At 44.0% G+C, this 17,895-nt stretch carries 18 protein-coding genes; 8 read left to right on the top strand and 10 right to left on the bottom strand.

Annotated elements, in window-relative coordinates; translation table 11 throughout:
* Window positions 1-2 precede the first annotated feature (2 nt).
* From NG796_RS02460 to NG796_RS02470, 3 genes are read left to right on the top strand one after another with little or no spacing between them, the layout of a single operon-like run.
* Window positions 3-482, top strand: coding sequence for a gas vesicle protein K (locus NG796_RS02460; RefSeq protein WP_261204325.1), 480 nt, complete (start codon window positions 3-5; stop codon window positions 480-482).
* 32 nt (window positions 483-514) lie between these two features.
* A complete protein-coding gene (locus NG796_RS02465) occupies window positions 515-1,258 on the top strand; it encodes a GvpL/GvpF family gas vesicle protein (RefSeq protein ID WP_261204326.1) in 744 nt (247 codons plus the stop codon).
* Window positions 1,259-1,262: 4 nt separating this feature from the next.
* Window positions 1,263-1,580 (top strand): gas vesicle protein GvpG, encoded by a 318-nt coding sequence (locus tag NG796_RS02470; protein ID WP_261204327.1) that lies wholly within the window; start codon window positions 1,263-1,265, stop codon window positions 1,578-1,580.
* A 70-nt stretch (window positions 1,581-1,650) separates the two neighbouring features.
* Here the strand turns inward: NG796_RS02470 and NG796_RS02475 are convergent, their stop codons facing one another.
* The 10 genes from NG796_RS02475 to NG796_RS02520 all read right to left on the bottom strand — a co-directional run bounded on the left by NG796_RS02475 (window position 1,651) and on the right by NG796_RS02520 (window position 12,563).
* Window positions 1,651-2,022, bottom strand: coding sequence for a hypothetical protein (locus NG796_RS02475; RefSeq protein WP_261204328.1), 372 nt, complete (start codon window positions 2,020-2,022; stop codon window positions 1,651-1,653).
* 142 nt (window positions 2,023-2,164) lie between these two features.
* Window positions 2,165-3,379 (bottom strand): McrC family protein, encoded by a 1,215-nt coding sequence (locus tag NG796_RS02480; RefSeq protein WP_261204329.1) that lies wholly within the window; start codon window positions 3,377-3,379, stop codon window positions 2,165-2,167.
* 6 nt (window positions 3,380-3,385) lie between these two features.
* Window positions 3,386-3,868, bottom strand: a complete 483-nt coding sequence (locus NG796_RS02485) for a DUF3368 domain-containing protein (protein ID WP_261204330.1) — start codon at window positions 3,866-3,868, stop codon at window positions 3,386-3,388.
* Window positions 3,858-4,142 (bottom strand): UPF0175 family protein, encoded by a 285-nt coding sequence (locus tag NG796_RS02490; RefSeq protein WP_261204331.1) that lies wholly within the window; start codon window positions 4,140-4,142, stop codon window positions 3,858-3,860. Before NG796_RS02490 ends, NG796_RS02485 begins: the two co-directional genes overlap by 11 nt.
* 86 nt (window positions 4,143-4,228) lie before the next feature.
* Window positions 4,229-4,666: a secondary thiamine-phosphate synthase enzyme YjbQ gene (locus tag NG796_RS02495; protein ID WP_261204332.1), complete on the bottom strand. Its 438-nt coding sequence runs from the start codon at window positions 4,664-4,666 to the stop codon at window positions 4,229-4,231.
* A 190-nt stretch (window positions 4,667-4,856) separates the two neighbouring features.
* Window positions 4,857-6,464 carry an AAA family ATPase gene (locus tag NG796_RS02500; protein WP_261204333.1) on the bottom strand — a complete coding sequence of 536 codons (1,608 nt, stop codon included), beginning with the start codon at window positions 6,462-6,464 and terminating at the stop codon, window positions 4,857-4,859.
* Between the two features lie 129 nt (window positions 6,465-6,593).
* Window positions 6,594-7,034, bottom strand: coding sequence for a hypothetical protein (locus NG796_RS02505; protein WP_261204334.1), 441 nt, complete (start codon window positions 7,032-7,034; stop codon window positions 6,594-6,596).
* 20 nt (window positions 7,035-7,054) lie between these two features.
* Complete coding sequence (locus NG796_RS02510; RefSeq protein ID WP_261204335.1) at window positions 7,055-9,190, bottom strand: GNAT family N-acetyltransferase; 2,136 nt, start codon at window positions 9,188-9,190, stop codon at window positions 7,055-7,057.
* A 60-nt stretch (window positions 9,191-9,250) separates the two neighbouring features.
* Complete coding sequence (locus NG796_RS02515) at window positions 9,251-10,276, bottom strand: NAD(P)/FAD-dependent oxidoreductase (RefSeq protein ID WP_261204336.1); 1,026 nt, start codon at window positions 10,274-10,276, stop codon at window positions 9,251-9,253.
* Complete coding sequence (locus NG796_RS02520) at window positions 10,269-12,563, bottom strand: hypothetical protein (RefSeq protein WP_261204337.1); 2,295 nt, start codon at window positions 12,561-12,563, stop codon at window positions 10,269-10,271. Before NG796_RS02520 ends, NG796_RS02515 begins: the two co-directional genes overlap by 8 nt.
* A 250-nt stretch (window positions 12,564-12,813) precedes the next feature.
* Between NG796_RS02520 and NG796_RS02525 the strand changes: the two genes are divergently transcribed.
* From NG796_RS02525 to NG796_RS02545, 5 genes are all read left to right on the top strand, one after another.
* Complete coding sequence (locus tag NG796_RS02525) at window positions 12,814-13,671, top strand: DUF4351 domain-containing protein (RefSeq protein WP_261204338.1); 858 nt, start codon at window positions 12,814-12,816, stop codon at window positions 13,669-13,671.
* 180 nt (window positions 13,672-13,851) lie between these two features.
* Window positions 13,852-14,127: a DUF4351 domain-containing protein gene (locus NG796_RS26410; RefSeq protein WP_261204339.1), complete on the top strand. Its 276-nt coding sequence runs from the start codon at window positions 13,852-13,854 to the stop codon at window positions 14,125-14,127.
* Between the two features lie 19 nt (window positions 14,128-14,146).
* Window positions 14,147-14,269 (top strand): hypothetical protein, encoded by a 123-nt coding sequence (locus NG796_RS02535; RefSeq protein WP_261204340.1) that lies wholly within the window; start codon window positions 14,147-14,149, stop codon window positions 14,267-14,269.
* Window positions 14,270-14,439: 170 nt separating this feature from the next.
* Window positions 14,440-17,181 carry a valine--tRNA ligase gene (locus tag NG796_RS02540; RefSeq protein WP_261204341.1) on the top strand — a complete coding sequence of 914 codons (2,742 nt, stop codon included), beginning with the start codon at window positions 14,440-14,442 and terminating at the stop codon, window positions 17,179-17,181.
* Between the two features lie 121 nt (window positions 17,182-17,302).
* Window positions 17,303-17,821, top strand: coding sequence for a hypothetical protein (locus NG796_RS02545; RefSeq protein WP_261204342.1), 519 nt, complete (start codon window positions 17,303-17,305; stop codon window positions 17,819-17,821).
* Window positions 17,822-17,895: the final 74 nt, after the last annotated feature.

Consider the following 17,895-nt stretch of genomic DNA (forward strand, 5'->3'; position numbering starts at 1 on the left):
TCATGGCATTAGCTGAAACCCCGTCCGAACCGTCCCCAATCAGCGAAATTCTCCCCACTCGTCGCGCCATTAACAGTAAAGCGGGGTTAGCATCCCTCGTTTTAACCCTTGTGGAACTGATTCGGCAATTGATGGAAGCACAAGTCATTCGTCGCATGGACGAACAAGTGCTCAGTGAAACTGAGTTAGATGCGGCTGCCGAGAGTTTGCAAAAACTAGAAGAAGAAATCCTGCGCTTGTGCGATATTTTCGAGATTGACCCCAATGATTTAAACCTGGACCTTGGAGAAGTAGGTACTTTGTTACCCAAACCAGGCAGCTACTATCCCGGCGAACCAAGTCAAGAAGCGTCAGTATTAGAATTACTAGACCGCCTTTTAAATGTTGGTATTGTTGTCCAAGGAGACATTGACATTGGCGTAGCAAACTTGAATTTAATTCAGGCCAAACTGAGGTTAGTCTTAACCTCCCAACCGTTGTAACTGTTGTTGAATAAATTACCCAATAAATTAAAATGAGTTTAGGGTTTTATCTATACGGAATTTTGCCTACACCCCTGCCAGACACCTTGGCGATCGCTGGACTGGATCGCGCACCTGTTCATAACCAAACCATCGAAGGATTTCATTTCCTCTATTCCGAAGCCAAACAGGCCAAATATCTAACCTCCCGGCGCAATCTATTAGGTCATGAAAAAGTCTTAGAAGAGGCGATGAACGCCGGATTTCGCACTTTACTCCCCCTGCGCTTTGGATTAGTCGTTAAAACCTGGGATACGGTAATTCGAGACTTAATTGATCCTTATCAGGGGAAACTCCAAGCCCTATTTCAGAAATTGGAAGGACGGCGGGAAGTTAGTGTTAAGGTATTTTGGGAGAGCAAAAGCGAGATAGAGGCATTACTAGAAGAGAATCCTAGTTTAAAACAAATGCGTGATGCCAGCTTAGGGAGAGCTTTAAGCATGGAAGAAGTCATCAATATCGGTCAGATGATAGAAAGCAGCTTAAAGTTCAGAAAACAAGCTGTGATTGCTGCCTTTCAAACCGGATTAAATCCCTTGGCGGAAGAAATCATCGAAAGCGATCCGATGACCGAAGAAATGATATATAATACGGCCTATTTAATTCCTTGGGACCGGGAACCGGAGTTTAGTGATGCAGTAGAGGCGATCGATAAAACCTTTGGCGATCGCCTACGAATTCGCTATAATAACTTTACCGCCCCTTATACCTTTGCCCAACTCGAATCCGAGGGATAATCCTATGTTATTTGAACTGTTAACCTTTCCCATCTCCGGACCCCTTGGCGGCATCGTTTGGTTAGGCGAACAACTCCTAGAACGAGCAACCAGCGAACTCGATGATATTCAAAATGTCCAAAAACAGTTATTAGCCTTACAACTCGCCTTTGATATGGGCGATATTTCTGAAGAAGATTTTGAGATACAAGAAGAGGAACTGTTGCTCAAAATTCAAGCAATGGAAGAAGAGATGGAAGCTGAACAAGCAGAAGAAATAGAACCCGAAGCATTCATCAGCGAGGATGGATTATCTTCTTTCTCCATCACCGTCCTGGATTAACCTGAACCCTCGAAAACCGTTAAAAATAAAACAACGGGGATGGAGATACCACCCCCAATTCACCGGAAACTTAATATTCCAGATGAAACGTTTTAAACGGATTAGAATTCCCCCGATGAGTTGCTTCACACAGGGGAGTTTGAGACCGAATTGAACGGTCTTGAATTAACTTAATTTCCCCAGAAACCGCCGCCAAACCCTGACCTGAAGATTGCCGCAACTCCTGAATCGCCTTTTCCTTAGTCTCAATTTGACTATCCAACACACTTAACTGAGAATTCAATAACTCCATGCGCTGTTTCATCATCTGAAGCTCATGCTGGATCCGCTGTCGCTTCGTCATCATTTTAGAGAGTTCCACTTGTTCCCCCATCTCACAGTTTTTGCGAGGACTGGGGCTAATTTTCGGCGGCATTGACGAGGGCGGTTTAATTCTAGGCATAGGTTTTCTCGCAGACTCTAGCTTATGATACCCAACTCAAGTGGCGATCGCTCAAAAGAAACCCAGAAATGCAATATTTTTTCATTCCACCCGACCACATCAGATACTTTGCCCGGTAACAGAATAATCGGAAGTTCAGCCTTTACGATAATCCCAAAGATTCCAGAAGTAAATCTCCAGCTTCCTTGAGATTGCGATCAAGGGAAAAAATCAGACTGCGAATGCGGATAGAGTGGTTATTTTTATCTAGGGGAATGGTTATATCTAGGGGGATGGTTAAGGGTTCAGGATAAATTAGAATGACCTGTTTACAATTTTTGCAAATGGCATAAGAAGTCGCCTGGTGAAAGTCCTCAGCTTTAACACTAGAACCCGTTTTGTATTTTGTATCTAAAACATAGATTGCTTGACGGTTTGTGCGATCGTAGAGGACCAGATCCAGATTAAAATACAGATTCTTGTCCTTCCCGATCTCAATCCGTTCTTGCGCTTTTACAGAATATTTTGAAGGCAAATGGACTTTTAACCAGGCGGCGACAAATCGCTCATAAAGTTTCGCCATATCAACTAAAAAAGGGAGAATAGAGGCATTTCCGCTGTCGTGATTAGGTCCGATATTTTCCAGGAAGAAACGACAGAGGGCGTGGAGGCGTTGGTAATCTTGATTGAGGCGGTTATAAGTGCGATCGCAACAATCCTTAGCGGTGAAAGGGCGCAGGGTCACCCATCCATTCAAGGCGCGATATGCCGATAGGATAAACGGACGAGTGCGATCGCTACAGAGTCCAGTTCGGGCGATACAATGTAGAGTCCAAGCAAGAATCTGGTTATCTTCCAGATCGCTGGTTTGTTCGTCGTAGTGACAAGTCAGTTTTACCGCCCAAGGTTTGCGGATGGCGTGGCGAGTGTCGAGGCGTCCCCGCACATATCCGAGTTGCCCAGTTTGGGGGAGATAGGCGCGATACAATCCTTTACGAGTGCGATCGCGGATGAGTTGGGCGAGGAGACTGGCGAGGCGATCGAAAAAGTCTTCTAAAGTGTTGCAGGGGATGAGACCCTGTAGAAAGCGAAAACTGTTGAGGTCGTAGGCATATTCTAACATTCCGAACAGATTGGCGATCGCCACTTTTGGGTTGATTTTGACCGCAAATTCTGGAGTCACCGCAATATAACCCACCCATCCTTTTGCCTTGAATTGCCATTCGTCCCCACTTTGGGAATTATGAAGCGTTACCTTAATTTGACTCGTATAGTTTTGCTGCAATACCTTAATGATAAATTCAGGAATAGCATTCCGAGGAAATCGCTGGGTTTCATATTCCCTGAGTTCAATTGTGCTTACCCGATTGGCATTCATGTTGTCTCACCCCTCTCCCACTTGCCGCAAAACCGCCTTAATAAACCTTGGGTTATAGTAGATTCCCTGGTGACGCATGGCCTCAATCAAGGGTTTCACCGCAGCAATTTCTCCGACTTGCTTCGCTAAAATTAAAATGCCTACCGCGCCGGAGATATTAAGATTGAGGACCTGGGCGACTTTCCGACCTGAAAGTTCATCTATCAGCACAAGTTTCGCCTGTTCTTCCAACCCTAAAGCAATAGTTTCCGCTTCTCCTCTATCCAGCATGGGTAAGAGTAAATTCACTTGTTGATCAGAAGCAAGAGAACCGACATTTATCCAGGTTTCTTGCGGTAAATCAATAAATCCTGATTTCCCTACAGGGTAGGTAGAAATTTCACGAGCAACGGCAGTAGGAATGACCAAATTTCCTACGATTTTTTTGCGTAAGGAAAGTTGATTGATTTTTGCAAAAGCAATCAAGGGGGTGGCATTACTAACTATCATTATCCCCTCTTAACTCACTAATGCCCCTGAGTTCTGTCTCTAATTCCGTTTCGTCATAATCGAATAAAATTATCCCTCTTTGTGATAAAATATCCATAAATTCCAAGCGGTTGATTCCTGCTAATTCGGCGGCTTTTCCGAGAGAGAGTTTTTTTCCTTGAAAATAGGCAATGGCTGCCATTAGTCGCATCTCTTCCTTCAATTGCTCGCTGCCTAATTTTAAAGCAGCGAGGAGATCCTGAGAAATTTCAAAAGAAATGGTTTCTCGATTCATAGAAAACCTCGGATGTTCAAATGATTTTTATAGACTTTCCATCAGTTTAGCCCACCGGGAGAAAACCGGCATTTTTGGGTTCCCCCTCATTCCCCACAAATTTGAATCAGCAGATTGCGTTTTCGTGGTCCATCTAAATCAATTAACATCACCGATTGCCAAGTCCCCAAGGCTAAATTTCCCTCGACGATGGGAATGTATTCGCTATTGTTGAGGGTGATTGCCATCAGATGGGAATGTCCGTTGATGGGTTCATCGGGAGGGACGACGCGCAGATGCAAATCGTTATGGAGATATTTGGCATCGGGAGGGGCTAATTTTTCCAAATAGACCTTGATATCATCCAGCAATCTTTCTTCATACTCGTTAATAAATAAAGCAGTGGTGGTATGTCGAGCAAATACCAGAACGTAACCATTTTTAACCGGATTTGTCTCTAGCAAGTCTTTGATGTAGGGATTCAGGTTATGAATGCTGATTCCCGCTTCGCTTTCAATGTCGATAAAATAGTTTGTGATAGTCATTGCCTTTGGGGATTTGATTGAGAGATTTTAGATAAACGGATAGAGATAGCAGTTTTCAATAGGGGGAGTTACTAAAATCTTAAACCTGTCATTCCCGGAAAAGCACCGAATCCAAGACAAGTTTGGATTTCGCCCGCATAAACACTGCCCTATCGGATCTTACCATAATTCCAATTTTGAAAAATCAGGGTCAGGGTAAAATTGTTTTGGCGATCGCCTCCCAGCGGAAGGGTTCAAGTTTGTCCCTTTGATCGAAAAAATACTCTTCTAAATAAGGTTCGATTTCCATGCGCCAGATATCTTCGATTTGATACGCCAGATCGGGCAGCATAAAGAACGAGATACCCAGTTCATAATCGGGGTCATCGATTACCTGATTCACGCGCTGTAATGTGGCAATCAACCCATCAACCGGAAAATCGGTTGCTTCTCGTTCGTGATAACGCCGTAGAATCTCATAATTGGGGCGCAGTTCGATAAAAGCAAAGCGGCGACGCAGTGCATGATCCACGAGGGCGATCGAGCGATCGGCGGTATTCATCGTCCCAATAATCCGGATATTTTCAGGAATGCCAAACAGTTCATTACTGCCCGCTAAAGGAATTTTTTTATCCCGATATTCAAGTAAGTACATCAACTCTCCAAACACGCTAGAGAGATTCGCCCGGTTAATTTCATCAATAATTAAAACACAAGTATCTTCACAAGACTCTGCTTTTTTACAAAATTCCAAAAACCGCCCTGGAACCACTGGATAATCAAGCTGTCCATGCTCGTTTGCTTGAGGGCGAATCCCTTGGATAAAATCCTCATAACAATAAGCGGGATGAAATTGCACCAGTTCCATGAACCCATCACCGCCCCCAATTAAATGCTTGGCAAGCTGTTTTGCAAGGTAAGTTTTTCCCGTACCAGGGGGACCTTGTAATATGGCTTGCTTTTTGCGATTAATGGCGTAGCTCCATCGCTTTAATAGGTCTTCACTAATGCCCGTTTTAGCAGCGCAGTCAGCTAGAGTATATTCGGGTTGGACAGTTTGGGGTATTAACTCTATCGGTTGTTCAGCGATTTTATTTAAGGTAGAAAGAGTGGGGGCGCTGAAATCATATTTTTTGACAGCCACCAGCCAATAGCAAAACATATCAAATAAGTCACCTTCCTGCATAGCTGGGACTCCAGGCTGCTGCATTTCTTTAGCCAGTTTATTAATCAATTGTTTCGCAGTGGCATTAGCAGAAGGATAGTCGGTAAGTTTTGGACTAAAATCTGTATTGGCAAAATGATTAATAACTAATCTTGAGTTTTCATCAACTATAAGAAAGTCATCTGGCTTGAGCGCATTCAAAATGGGAGTAATAATTTCTGCGGAAAAATTTTCTAAAGGCAAAAAGTTTGAAAGCGTAATACAAGATGTAGATAACTGATTTGGATCGTTGTTACACTGTTGAATAAAATTATAAATTGCATCAGAAATACCTGAATAATTTGATTCTTGGCTAAACCATGAGTCTTCAAACAATGTTTCCCAGTTTCCATTAATTGATGGCGATGTATGTATCCAACCTCCTTCTTTGTTACTGCTAGATGATTCGTCATGCAGCAGTAAGTGTAGAATTACATATTTTGTAATACCTCGGCCAGAATCCGCAGCTTCCGATATCCAATTAAAATTGCGACGCCCCTGCTTTTGTTGTTCATTATGAGCAGAGATATGTGCAATTCCTTTAGGGGTGAAAGGATATGTTTTTACAAATTCATTAAATAAATTTATTAACTTTGTATCCAACATTTTCATCATTGTTTACTTTTAGATTTTGGTACTTTATTTAACTATAAAACATTCATTTTATTGTTTACTTTTAGATTTTGGTACTTTATTTAACTATAAAACATTCATTTTTATGATTATTTTTATAATTAAACTATGTTATTCATCAGCTTTTAACGCCATTCCTTTCAAGCACTCCAATTCGGGATAGCTCAGGTATTTATAACTTTGAGGAGGATGAAAATTTTTCCATTTTTTTTTAATAATTTCTAGGGATATAGGGGGTTTAAAATCTTCTGATTTTTTCAGGAAAATACCATATCCTAAATTACAATTTTGATAGTATTCTTTAAATTCAATTTTACTTATTCCTGCTAGTGTTTTAACTTTATCCCATAACTTGCTCGGAGTATCTTGAATAATGTTTTCAACATAAAATATTCCCGATACTGCTTTAACTGGTGACGAAACATACACTAATACAAAATCTCCTGTACTAACATTAGGCTTAAGCCTCCGCAACTCCACTTTTTTGGTTTCATTAAACAATTTGACTGCATATTTGGGACGAACAGATAATAATAAAATTTTGTTTGACATTTTTATCAAGAATAGAAAATCTAACGACCTAAACTGTAAATTCTATGAAAAGCATTAATATTAATATACCTTAAACTTTGCATAGTTTCCGAGTCTTTTTGGAGAATTTGCCTAACCTTGTCGAGTTGAATGGGATTTTCAAAGACCTCCGTTTCACTGAATTTTAAAGCCATTATATCTTGATTTTCATCATTTCTGGCTATATCCATTAAATCTTTTAAAGTGTAGATCCCCAAATTTTTGAATCGCTGATATAAATCTTTGGGTTTCCCAAAAACAACATCGTCTAAAATAGAACAGGCCCTAATACATTTTACTTCATGTTCACTATAGCCTCTATCATTATCCTGACTAACATACCATAGTATTCTACCACTTACTCCAGGTTTTAAGTGTTGAGATCCGCCTTTTGTACTTTTATAAAAAACTGCTTCTCTATTAATAGCTAATTCCGTTGTATTATAAAGTAAATATTTATTCGCTAAATCATAATCGAATAGTTCTCTAGCCCAAGTTGGCTTAATAGGAATTATAAAGTTTGGTATGGGAGCATCAATAATTTTTGCGGGCCAAAGATATCGCTCCATTTTTAACATAAGTTTACCATCCATTGTTGAAGCTAGTTCTTTAAGACCTGTGGCAAGTTGATGGCAAAAATAATATTCTTCTCCCAAATCAGATGCTAAAAAATTGAGACGCTCAGATAGTTTTTGAGCTGTTTCTGCAACAGCCAGATTAACCTTAATCAAACCATTGGTTACCGTGGTAAAGTTGTCTTCTTGAATAGCTATTTTGACAAAATCATTAAGAAAACAATCGGTAATCCTTGTAAACATTTTATTATTAAATGCAGATCTTGATGTTGCTTTCAACAAAATGTGACGAATTAGAGTATTTCCTAATTTTTTTCCTAAAATATTGTCGGCAATTCTCAAAACAGGAATTTCTAACTCATACTCATGAGATTTGTTTTTGTTGGTATCATAGATACACAGGGTAATTGGTGTATTATGTTTATCGGAAACAACGTTGCACTCAAACCGAGCAGGTTCAGTAATATACCGAAGCAATAGCTGCTGGAATTCAGATTTACTTTGACCCTCTATTGAAGAATAAAAAGAATCAACTAACAAATCAATTTCACTCGCTTGAACTGATTTCTCTATTAAATTAGTGCCAGCTATACTAGCAGGCTGATAGGAAGGTTTTTGGCGAAGGTAGTCAATTTTAATAATTAGCTCTTGGGGGGTAATTATAGAAACCTTAAATTTTTCATATATTTTTTCAGTTACTCCTTCCACTAATTGTAATTGGTTAGTTATAAATAAACGAGATTCAGAAGCAATACATTTCGCTAAATGTCTTAAGCTAAATAATACACTATGGTCCTTAGTTATTTGTTTTAAATCACACAATACTGAATCAACTTTAGAGGATTCAGAAGGTATAATTATAAAATTTTCAGTTAATTTTCGCAAATTTTTCTTGTCTTGCTCTGACTTAATTGGACGGATGTCATTGAAAATTTCGTCAACCAAACAAATTGTAACATCAGCTTGCAGCCAGTCTGTCAATAAAAGTTTTGAATCGGCGTTTTTATCCAGTTTTTCAGGGCTGGCTAATTCAAAGAAAATATTTTTATCTATAACAACACATAGAGTTTTTTCTAGTTGCTTTTGAGTGGCAGCATAAACGAGGGGTAATTGCTTATTCTCTAACCACCAAAATGCATTAGTCTTGCCCAATGTTCTTGCTTTTTTATCATGACTCCACACAAAACCTAATTTAGGCCACATTTCGGTTACTTCATAATCTGTGCGGCAGGTCAAGCCAATGCCACTATATTCTTTAGTTTCCTCTTTTAGCAAGTCTACTAGCTTTTTAGCAATGCCCATGCCTCGGTGTGACTCAGCTACACATAAATGCTTAAGTGTTATCCTATCACAAGTTTCAGCTTTCCCATATAAAAGATAGCCCACGCATTTCTTGTTAGAATCAATAGCTACAATAATCTGACGCCGTGAAGCATGATCCTGAAAAGCTCCTTTAGGAAAAAAGCTTAAAGTCTTTTTGTTGGAATCCCCTAATGCAATTACTGCTTCCAAATAGGGTGATTGAGCGTCGATAATTTCCAGCTTCACTTCGTTTTTATGCATAGCTATTTTCGCTAAACGCTTCAATTTGGATTATAACATACAAATCTTACCCTGCTTTATCTATCTTACCCAATCTGGGGCATTCGGGAGTAAGGCGTAAAGGGTTTTTAACGTTTCGATATCTTTCTGAAACCAACTCTCCATCCACTGACTGTATCCTGCTATAACGTTACCCTCCAAGGCTTTCCCTTGCAAGACTTGGGTAATCAAATAGGCGGCCATCATGCCGGACATGATGGCTTTTAAGACTCCATGAGAGGAGGCTGGATCTAGGACTGTGGCGGCATCTCCAACTAGAAAATAACCCGGTCCAGCAGGGGGAAAAACTTGTCTCCAAGTGACATCGGCAACGGCGGGTTTTTTCCAGGGTTTTAGGGTTTGGAATTCGGGGGGTTGCCAGTTTTTTTCTAGGGGTTTGTGGTGGAAATCTAGGCGAGTCCATTGGTAGAGTTGGGGACGGACTTTGGCGGTCCAAATCCATCCCCCTTCGCCTGCTACGATCGCCGGTGCATGATCTCGAATAGGACAGTCTCCTTGGACATAGCCATAATGGGCGATTAAGGGGGGAGAAAATGGGTTAATTGCTAACTTTAATTGTTTGGCTAACCATTGTCTACTGCCGGTGGCATCGACTGCAAATTTTGCCTTGATTTCACCTTGGTTCGTGGCGATTCCTGTAACTCGGTTTTGGCTGACAATCGGATGTGAGGCGCGGCAGGGTTGGTGGACTTTGACGCCTAATTCCACCGCCCGATCGCGCAAGATTGTATCAAAATCCGCCCGCCATGCCTGAAATCCCTGCCAAGGTCCAGTTTCATCGGACCCAAAGGGTTCAAACCGGCGATTGCTCTCCCATTGTATCCAGTTTCCGGGATGACGCAGGAATCCGGCAGTTAAGAGGCGACTGCCGACTCCTAACTGCTGTAACAGGGGTTCAATGCCGGGGTGAAGGGTTTCCCCCGGGCGATCGCGGGGGAAAGATTCCGCTTCGGCAATCGCCACTCGGAACCCTTGCTGTGCCAAGGCAATGGCGGCAGCAGTGCCTCCCGGACCACTCCCGGCGATCGCCACGTCCACCTCACACATTTTTCGATTCCCAGACGCCGGAATCCCGTTTCATCAACACCCGCAGTCCATCCACAAACAGGGTGACCCGTTCGCGGATTTCTACCCAGCGTTTCCGAACGTCTTCCGGGGTTGTTATATTTCCATGTCGATACATTTCAAAGCGATAAATTTTTCCCCGTAAGCGTTGACCTGTTTGGGTTTGGGCTTCTAGTAGTTCTGTCTCCGTTGGGGTCACTTCCCGGAAGGAGAGAACCCCCCATTTGGATTTTTCATTAACAATTCGGCCAAATGCCTCAGCGTCTTGCCCCTCGGACTGTCCGGGAGGAAAATATTTCTCCTCTTCGATCCCTAAAGCGTGATAGACATAGGCCATTGTCAGCACTCTCGCCTCGTACTCTCTCACATCTACTTGTCCTGTTAGGGCTAAAGTGAATTTACCCTGTAAGGCATTGGTGACGTAATCGACATGATCGATCGCCTCATATTCGACCACCTGGCGATCGGGCAGTTGGACCAGGCGCGGTCCCGGAACCCCATCCCAAGGCAGTTCGCCGGTTTGCCCAATTTCCGCATCAGTCATAGGGCTGACGGTGGGCCAACTTCGCATCGGTTCAAAGGTACGGGCGGCATCAGGAGAGACCGCAGGCCAAAAGGCACTAAGTGCGGCACAAAGTTTAGAATCTTCCGGGAAGGGACTACCTAAACCATAAGCAGCTAGGAAATCCAAGCCTTCTGGAGTGCGATCAAAGCTCACATCCCATCCCGGTGCATAGATTCCGGCAGCCGCATCCGGGAGGTAGGATTGGCGATTCAGGATGAAACGGTCTAGGGGACGTTGTTTGACAAAAGGTTCTCCGGGTAAGGAGACGATCGCCGTTACCGTGGTATCTTCCGGGCGAAAATCGGAGCCCGGTAAGGCCAAATTCGGCGGCATTCGCTCATCGGACAAGGTTTCTGGGGGAATTCGCCAAATGCTGTTTCTCACTGCTTCTGGCACCGATTGTTCCCACCAATCCATCATGTGCCGTTGATCGCAGGTGGGGAAGTAATCCGGGGCACTCACCAGGGAATAAGCAGGAACCCGTCGGGGGATTTGAATGGCTAATTCCGGGCAGAGGGCCTCAATCCAGCCATCGGCAGTAAAATCGAGGTAATGTAAGGCATTGTATCCACCTTGGGCTACTATACTAGCAACATTGGGGCGTTCATTCAGGTCGGTTACTGTGCCATTGGGTAGCACTTGGTGACGGGCGTGTACATATTCTGGGGCGCGTCGGGCTTCGTTGTCTGCGGGAATTAGCAAGCTGGAGGAGAGGGTTAAGCCATAGTTGGCGGGAACTTGATAAGTGAGAGGTTTGCCTTGATATTCTGCTACGGCAACGAGATGGGGATGAACAATGGGGATGAGGGTTCCCATACCATCATCGGGATTTTGTGAGAATTCGGCGATACCTTCGCTAAAGATAAAGGGGGGATTGCTGATATCCGGTTCACTCCAGCCGGTGTCATACCCTTGGTTTTGGAGTTGGAGATGGATACGACGGAGTTTTTCATTGATATGCTTGGCTTCTAGGGTCAGGGTTAAGTTAAAATTACGGATACATTCATTACCGTTAAACAGTTTGTGTAAGGGAAACCAAAATAACCGGCGATCGTCTCCATCGCGCACTCGCATCGGCTTGTATCCTGGGCGATCGCCTCGCCGGATCACGGCAACATAGGCGCTATACCGGGCGGGAATCACCCGCATGGCTTGGGAGTCCCCTTCTACAAAGGGTAAAAACCCGCGATGTTTACCGTCATACAGGGCTTCAGCGGTTCCCACTCGGGCGACCCCAGTCCGGGAAAAGCACAAATCGGCGTGTTTCTGATGGGGGGTATCCGAGGCGGGACGGTATTCGGCGGCAAAGACAGCGATCGCCAAGGGTCCATAATTCGCCTTGACCCGCAATTCCGTTAAGGAGGGGGGTTTGACGCCATAAACGTAGTTTTCCACCGCCTCAATCTCAGCGAGGGTGGGAAAGGCGGTTAATTCATTGCCCGGGGTCCCGGTAATCACCGTCGCCGAAGCTAAGGCATGATAGAGTAAACTGCGCCCAGGAGATCCGGGTGCGATCGCCCGATTCCCTTCATCGGCAAAATCCGTAAATCCTGGAATAGTGCGGTTGATGTTCGGGAGGATTTTTCCCAGTTCCCCCGCCAAGTTTGCCGCTGTGATATCCAATCCATGCTGTAACAGTAATTCTCGCCATCCGTGGTTCGCAAGGCGATCGCAGACTTGTTTAACCTGATCGATTAAGGCCATAAGTGATTCCTGGTTTAATCCTAATTATTATAGAGCGACTCTTGGAATAATTGGAGAATTCCTTTAAGGAGTGGGAGTATCTTGCTCCTTTATAGCAGTATTAGGAAGTAAAATGCTCCCACTTCAGTAGAAAGATAGCATACTTTAGCCTATTGAATCGGGTATGCTTAACAAGCAAAAATATTTGTAAATTATCTTGCTTTTTATATAAAATAATTATAATATTAAGGGAAAATATCCGCATAAAACAATGGGGAAAGCAGATATTAGCAGTAAAAAATTAATCGGACTTTACCCCGATGGATGGGTCAAATGGGTGACTCGATCATCCGGTACAGTTGCCCAAGTCATTCTCGATTCAGAATTTCAATGGCTGAGTCGAGATAGCGATATCCTCATCAAAGCCTATAGCGAGGAAGAAGGGGAATTTATTAGCCTAACCGAAGTCCAATTTCGCCCGGATCCTCGGATGCCTGTGCGGATTCGGGCTTATGCGGCACTGGCAGAAGAAAAATATGATTTGCGCGTGCATCCGATGGTGGTCAATATTTTTCCGCCAACCGGGAACACCCCCATTCCCACTCGTTATGAATCGAGTATTATGGGACTAGAGGCAAGGCAAGACTATGAGGTGATCAACCTCTGGGAAATCGATGCCGAGGTTGCCTTTCAACCGGAACTCAAGGCCCTATTGCCCTTAGCAACGGTGATGAAAGGGGGTGCAAACGAAACCATCTTACGTCGCGCCGCAGTCCGAATACAACAGGAAGAACGGTCGGAAGATTTACAACGATTGTTGGGAATTTTTTCTAGCTATGTATTAGGAGAAAATATCGTGGAGAAAATCCTGAATTTTGCAACTCAGGCATTATTGGAATCCCCTTGGGGTCAAGACATTTTACAGCAAGGAGTGGAAGAAGGACGCCAAGAAACACGACAACTCATCCAACACCTAATCCGGTGTCGGTTTGGAGAAGTCCCGGAAGCGGTGGAAGCTAATTTGCAACGGTTGAACCGGGAGCAATTAGAACTGTTTGCCGAAAGGCTGATGAATGTAAATTCTTTGGAAGAATTGATGGCGGCTTTTCCTACAGGGACTGACAACTAAAGTCAAGTTCTGTAGAAAAGCCAGGACTTACACACTCTTAAAAGTTAAACCCTAAATGTAGAGGCGATTCGCGAATCGCCTCTACATTTAGCCCAGGTTATCAAAATATGCTTAAGTCCTGACCCACCGGAACCAGCTACTTGGGGATTTTTTATAGCTATGTATTAGGAGGAAAATATCGTGGATAAAATCCTAAATCCTTTCACCCAGGCATTCGTGGAATCCCCTTGGGGTCAAGAAATTTTCAAGCAAGGATTGGAACAAGGACGTCAAGAAGTAGTACGACGAATCATCCAACGCATGATCCGGCATCGGTTTAGAAAAGTATCGGAAGCGGTTGAAGCTAACTTGCAACGATTGAACCGGGAGCAATTAGAAATGGTCGCGGACAGGCTGATAGATGGAAATTCTTTGGAAGAATTGATGGCGGCTTTTCCTCCCGTGACTGACAATTAAAATCGGGTTTTGTAGAGAAGTGAAATTAGCGCTTCCCTACAAAACAGATTTGATAAACTTAACAGCGATCGCCTTTTTGATTCCACAACAAGCAATTTCTCCCACCCTTCGCCGATCGCCAGGACCCTTAGAAATGGCATAGACTCCTCCCCTAGCGCCCTCCGTCTCCAACTGTGGGGGTCCGGGTCCCTCGGGAACTGCCGCACCATCCTTCCTGGAGGGGTCCTGATTATTTTCCGTTCGTTTCCGTCAAAGGCTTGTGGCAAAATCGTAAGATAGATCAGTTTGTAGTCCGTTCACCTTATATTCCCGATGACTTCCACCATTCCTAACTTACCGAGTCAATATGAACCCAAGACGACAGAAGCCAAGTGGCAAGCGTTTTGGGAAGAGAATCAGGTTTTTAAAGCGGACCCGAATCACCCGGGAGAGCCTTACTGTATCATGATTCCCCCGCCCAATGTTACGGGTAGCTTACACATGGGACACGCCTTTGAAAGCGCCCTGATTGACGTGCTGGTGCGCTATCATCGCATGAAAGGGCGCAATACCCTGTGGTTGCCGGGGACGGATCATGCCAGTATTGCGGTTCAGACAATTTTGGAACGGCAACTGCGCGAAGAAGGCAAAACGCGGGATCAAGTGGGACGGGAGAAGTTCCTGGAACGCGCTTGGCAGTGGAAAGAAGAGTCGGGGAATACGATTACCAATCAGTTGCGCCGGTTGGGAGTTTCCGTGGATTGGACTCGCGAACGGTTTACGATGGATACCGGACTCTCCAAGGCGGTTCTGGAAGCGTTTATCGCCTTGCATGACGAGGGACTGATTTATCGCGGTAAATATATGGTGAACTGGTGTCCGGCGAGTCAGTCTGCGGTGTCGGATTTGGAGGTGGAACAGCGGGAAGTGAATGGTCATTTATGGCACTTTCGTTATCCCCTGAGTGATGGTTCGGGATTTGTGGAGGTGGCGACGACTCGACCCGAAACAATGTTAGGAGATACGGCAGTTGCTGTTAATCCTAATGACGATCGCTACAAAGGGTTAATTGGGAAAATGTTAACTCTGCCGATTATGAATCGGGAAATTCCGATTGTGGGAGATGAGTTTGTTGATCCGAGTTTTGGGACGGGTTGTGTTAAAGTAACTCCGGCCCATGATCCCAATGATTTTGAAATGGGAATGCGGCACAATTTGCCGTTTATTACCATTATGAATAAAGATGGGTCATTGAATGAGAATGCTGGACCTTTTGCCGGACGCGATCGCCAGGATGCCAGGAAGGCGGTGGTGCAGCAGTTGGAGGCAGAGGGACGGCTGGTGAAGGTGGAGGAATATAAGCATACGGTTCCTTATAGCGATCGCGGTAAAGTCCCCATCGAACCTCTGATTTCAACGCAATGGTTTGTGAAAATTGACTCTCTCTCCAGTCGCGCCTTGACGTTCCTGGATGAGCAAAATTCCCCTCGGTTTGTCCCCGATCGCTGGACGAAAGTTTATCGCGATTGGTTGGCAAAACTCAAAGATTGGTGTATTTCTCGGCAACTCTGGTGGGGACATCAAATTCCCGCTTGGTATGCGATTAGTGAAACCGGGGGAATGATTGCCGATGATACGCCATTTGTGGTGGCAAAATCCGCTGAGGAAGCTACCGCCAAACTAAAAGCTCAATTTGGAGAAACCGTCGAAATTCAACAAGACCCGGATGTGTTGGATACTTGGTTTTCCTCGGGATTATGGCCGTTTTCAACCTTGGGATGGCCGGATAGAACTGAAGATTTGGACACCTATTATCCCACCACAACTCTAGTTACTGGTTTCGATATCATCTTCTTCTGGGTAGCGCGGATGACGATGATGGCGGGACATTTTACGGGGAAAATGCCCTTTAAAGACGTTTACATTCATGGATTAGTCCGGGATGAAAATAACAAGAAAATGTCAAAGTCTGCGGGGAATGGCATTGACCCCTTGCTGTTGATTGAAAAATACGGAACTGATTCTCTCCGTTATACGTTAATTCGAGAAGTAGTTGGCGCGGGTCAAGATATTCGTTTAGAATATAATCGGACAACGGATGAATCTGCTTCTGTAGAAGCCTCGCGGAATTTCACGAATAAATTGTGGAATGCGGCGCGGTTTGTAATGATGAATTTGGAGGGACAGACGCCGCAACAGTTGGGAAATCCAGGAGAGAATCCCTCGAATTTGGAACTGTGCGATCGCTGGATTTTGTCGCGCTATTATCACACGGTGCAGCAAACCTGTGAAGCAATTAATACTTATGGGTTAGGGGATGCTGCCAAAACCTTGTATGAGTTTATTTGGGGAGATTTCTGCGATTGGTATATTGAATTAGTCAAGTCGCGGTTACAGGGAGAAGATGCCGCTTCCCGACGAGTGGCACAACAAACCCTTGCCTTTGTGTTAGAAGGAATTCTCAAATTACTCCATCCATTTATTCCTCATATTACCGAGGAAATTTGGCATACGTTAACCCAAGCGGAGTCAACGGCATCCTTAGCGGTGCAACTCTATCCCGACGCTGATTCTAATTTGATAAACGGTGGATTAGAATCCGACTTTCAGTTACTCATTGGTGCAATTCGCACCATTCGGAATTTACGCGCTGAGGTGGAAATTAAACCCGGGGCAAAAATTAAGGCAATTTTGCAAAGTGACAGCGATAAAGAACGGGATATTCTACAGCGAGGGGAATCTTATATTCAAAATTTAGCCAAAGTTGCAGAGTTGACTATTACCCCTGCTTTAGCAGAAGAACCGGAACAAACCATTGCCGGAGTGGTGGGAACTGTTCAAGTTTTAGTGCCTCTAGCGGGAGTAGTAGATATCCAACAACTCTGTGCCAAACTAGAGAAAAGTTTGGATAAAATTGAGGGGGAAGTTAAATCGATTTCTGGACGATTATCTAATGCTAAGTTCGTGGATAAAGCCCCTCCTGAAGTGGTCCAAGGGGCGCGAGATAGCCTCGCTGAAGCAGAGAAACAGGGTGAAATTTTACGCGATCGCCTCCGTCAATTAAGAGGTGAATAATCCGAAACCACCCTAACTGTTGAAGATAAATCTGCCTCCGGTCCTCTCTCTCATTGAGAATGGGACCGGAAAACGATAATTCTCGCCCATTCCAATCCATCACCTTTTGAAGCAGACTGCAATGATATACTTAGCTCAGGTGCAAAAAAAAGGATTCTTAGGCAAAACTGGGTTGCGATTATTAGCCTGTCAGAAATCTGGAGAGATCTGGGCTTTGGTATCGGAAACTGATCCAATTGTCACCACAGAAGCCAACGCATTTGGCGAGGGAATTCTCGTTTTAGCGGATATTACCACTGGGGGACAAATTCGCACCATCAATGAGGCGACGGAATGGGCGATTAAGCTGGTTCAACAATATTTGACTAAAGGATTGACGCCCGAATTTTTACAGGACCAGGCGGATGAAATTGAACAATGGCGACAATCTTTGACGTTACAAAGTCAGGAACTCTCCCGGCGTGCCCTAGAATTAGAAGCCCGGAGAGACCAACTTCAAGCCTTAGAAGAAAAGCTCAAAAAAGAACAACATCGCTTGGAAATATTGGCTCAAAAATTAGAAGTTTCGGCGGAGGATAGCAGCGATAAGAATGAAGAAATAGAAGAAAAAATAGAGGTTGACAAAATAGAGGATTTATGATAATTACTTTAAAAAACTGAGGATGATTTCTAAAAATGCGATGTGGTAGGCAGAGACAATTTTAGTTAAAATAA

The sequence above is a fragment of the Laspinema sp. D2d genome (assembly GCF_025370755.1).
Taxonomy (GTDB): domain Bacteria; phylum Cyanobacteriota; class Cyanobacteriia; order Cyanobacteriales; family Laspinemataceae; genus Laspinema.

Excerpts from the sequence above, each read along its gene's own strand:
- NG796_RS02460 (WP_261204325.1), top strand. The coding sequence starts at position 3 with ATGGCATTAGCTGAAACCCCGTCCGAACCGTCCCCAATCAGCGAAATT.
- NG796_RS02465 (WP_261204326.1), top strand. The coding sequence starts at position 515 with ATGAGTTTAGGGTTTTATCTATACGGAATTTTGCCTACACCCCTGCCA.
- NG796_RS02470 (WP_261204327.1), top strand. The coding sequence starts at position 1,263 with ATGTTATTTGAACTGTTAACCTTTCCCATCTCCGGACCCCTTGGCGGC.
- NG796_RS02475 (WP_261204328.1), bottom strand. The coding sequence starts at position 2,022 with ATGCCTAGAATTAAACCGCCCTCGTCAATGCCGCCGAAAATTAGCCCC.
- NG796_RS02480 (WP_261204329.1), bottom strand. The coding sequence starts at position 3,379 with ATGAATGCCAATCGGGTAAGCACAATTGAACTCAGGGAATATGAAACC.
- NG796_RS02485 (WP_261204330.1), bottom strand. The coding sequence starts at position 3,868 with ATGATAGTTAGTAATGCCACCCCCTTGATTGCTTTTGCAAAAATCAAT.
- NG796_RS02490 (WP_261204331.1), bottom strand. The coding sequence starts at position 4,142 with ATGAATCGAGAAACCATTTCTTTTGAAATTTCTCAGGATCTCCTCGCT.
- NG796_RS02495 (WP_261204332.1), bottom strand. The coding sequence starts at position 4,666 with ATGACTATCACAAACTATTTTATCGACATTGAAAGCGAAGCGGGAATC.
- NG796_RS02500 (WP_261204333.1), bottom strand. The coding sequence starts at position 6,464 with ATGATGAAAATGTTGGATACAAAGTTAATAAATTTATTTAATGAATTT.
- NG796_RS02505 (WP_261204334.1), bottom strand. The coding sequence starts at position 7,034 with ATGTCAAACAAAATTTTATTATTATCTGTTCGTCCCAAATATGCAGTC.
- NG796_RS02510 (WP_261204335.1), bottom strand. The coding sequence starts at position 9,190 with ATGCATAAAAACGAAGTGAAGCTGGAAATTATCGACGCTCAATCACCC.
- NG796_RS02515 (WP_261204336.1), bottom strand. The coding sequence starts at position 10,276 with ATGTGTGAGGTGGACGTGGCGATCGCCGGGAGTGGTCCGGGAGGCACT.
- NG796_RS02520 (WP_261204337.1), bottom strand. The coding sequence starts at position 12,563 with ATGGCCTTAATCGATCAGGTTAAACAAGTCTGCGATCGCCTTGCGAAC.
- NG796_RS02525 (WP_261204338.1), top strand. The coding sequence starts at position 12,814 with ATGGGGAAAGCAGATATTAGCAGTAAAAAATTAATCGGACTTTACCCC.
- NG796_RS02540 (WP_261204341.1), top strand. The coding sequence starts at position 14,440 with ATGACTTCCACCATTCCTAACTTACCGAGTCAATATGAACCCAAGACG.
- NG796_RS02545 (WP_261204342.1), top strand. The coding sequence starts at position 17,303 with ATGATATACTTAGCTCAGGTGCAAAAAAAAGGATTCTTAGGCAAAACT.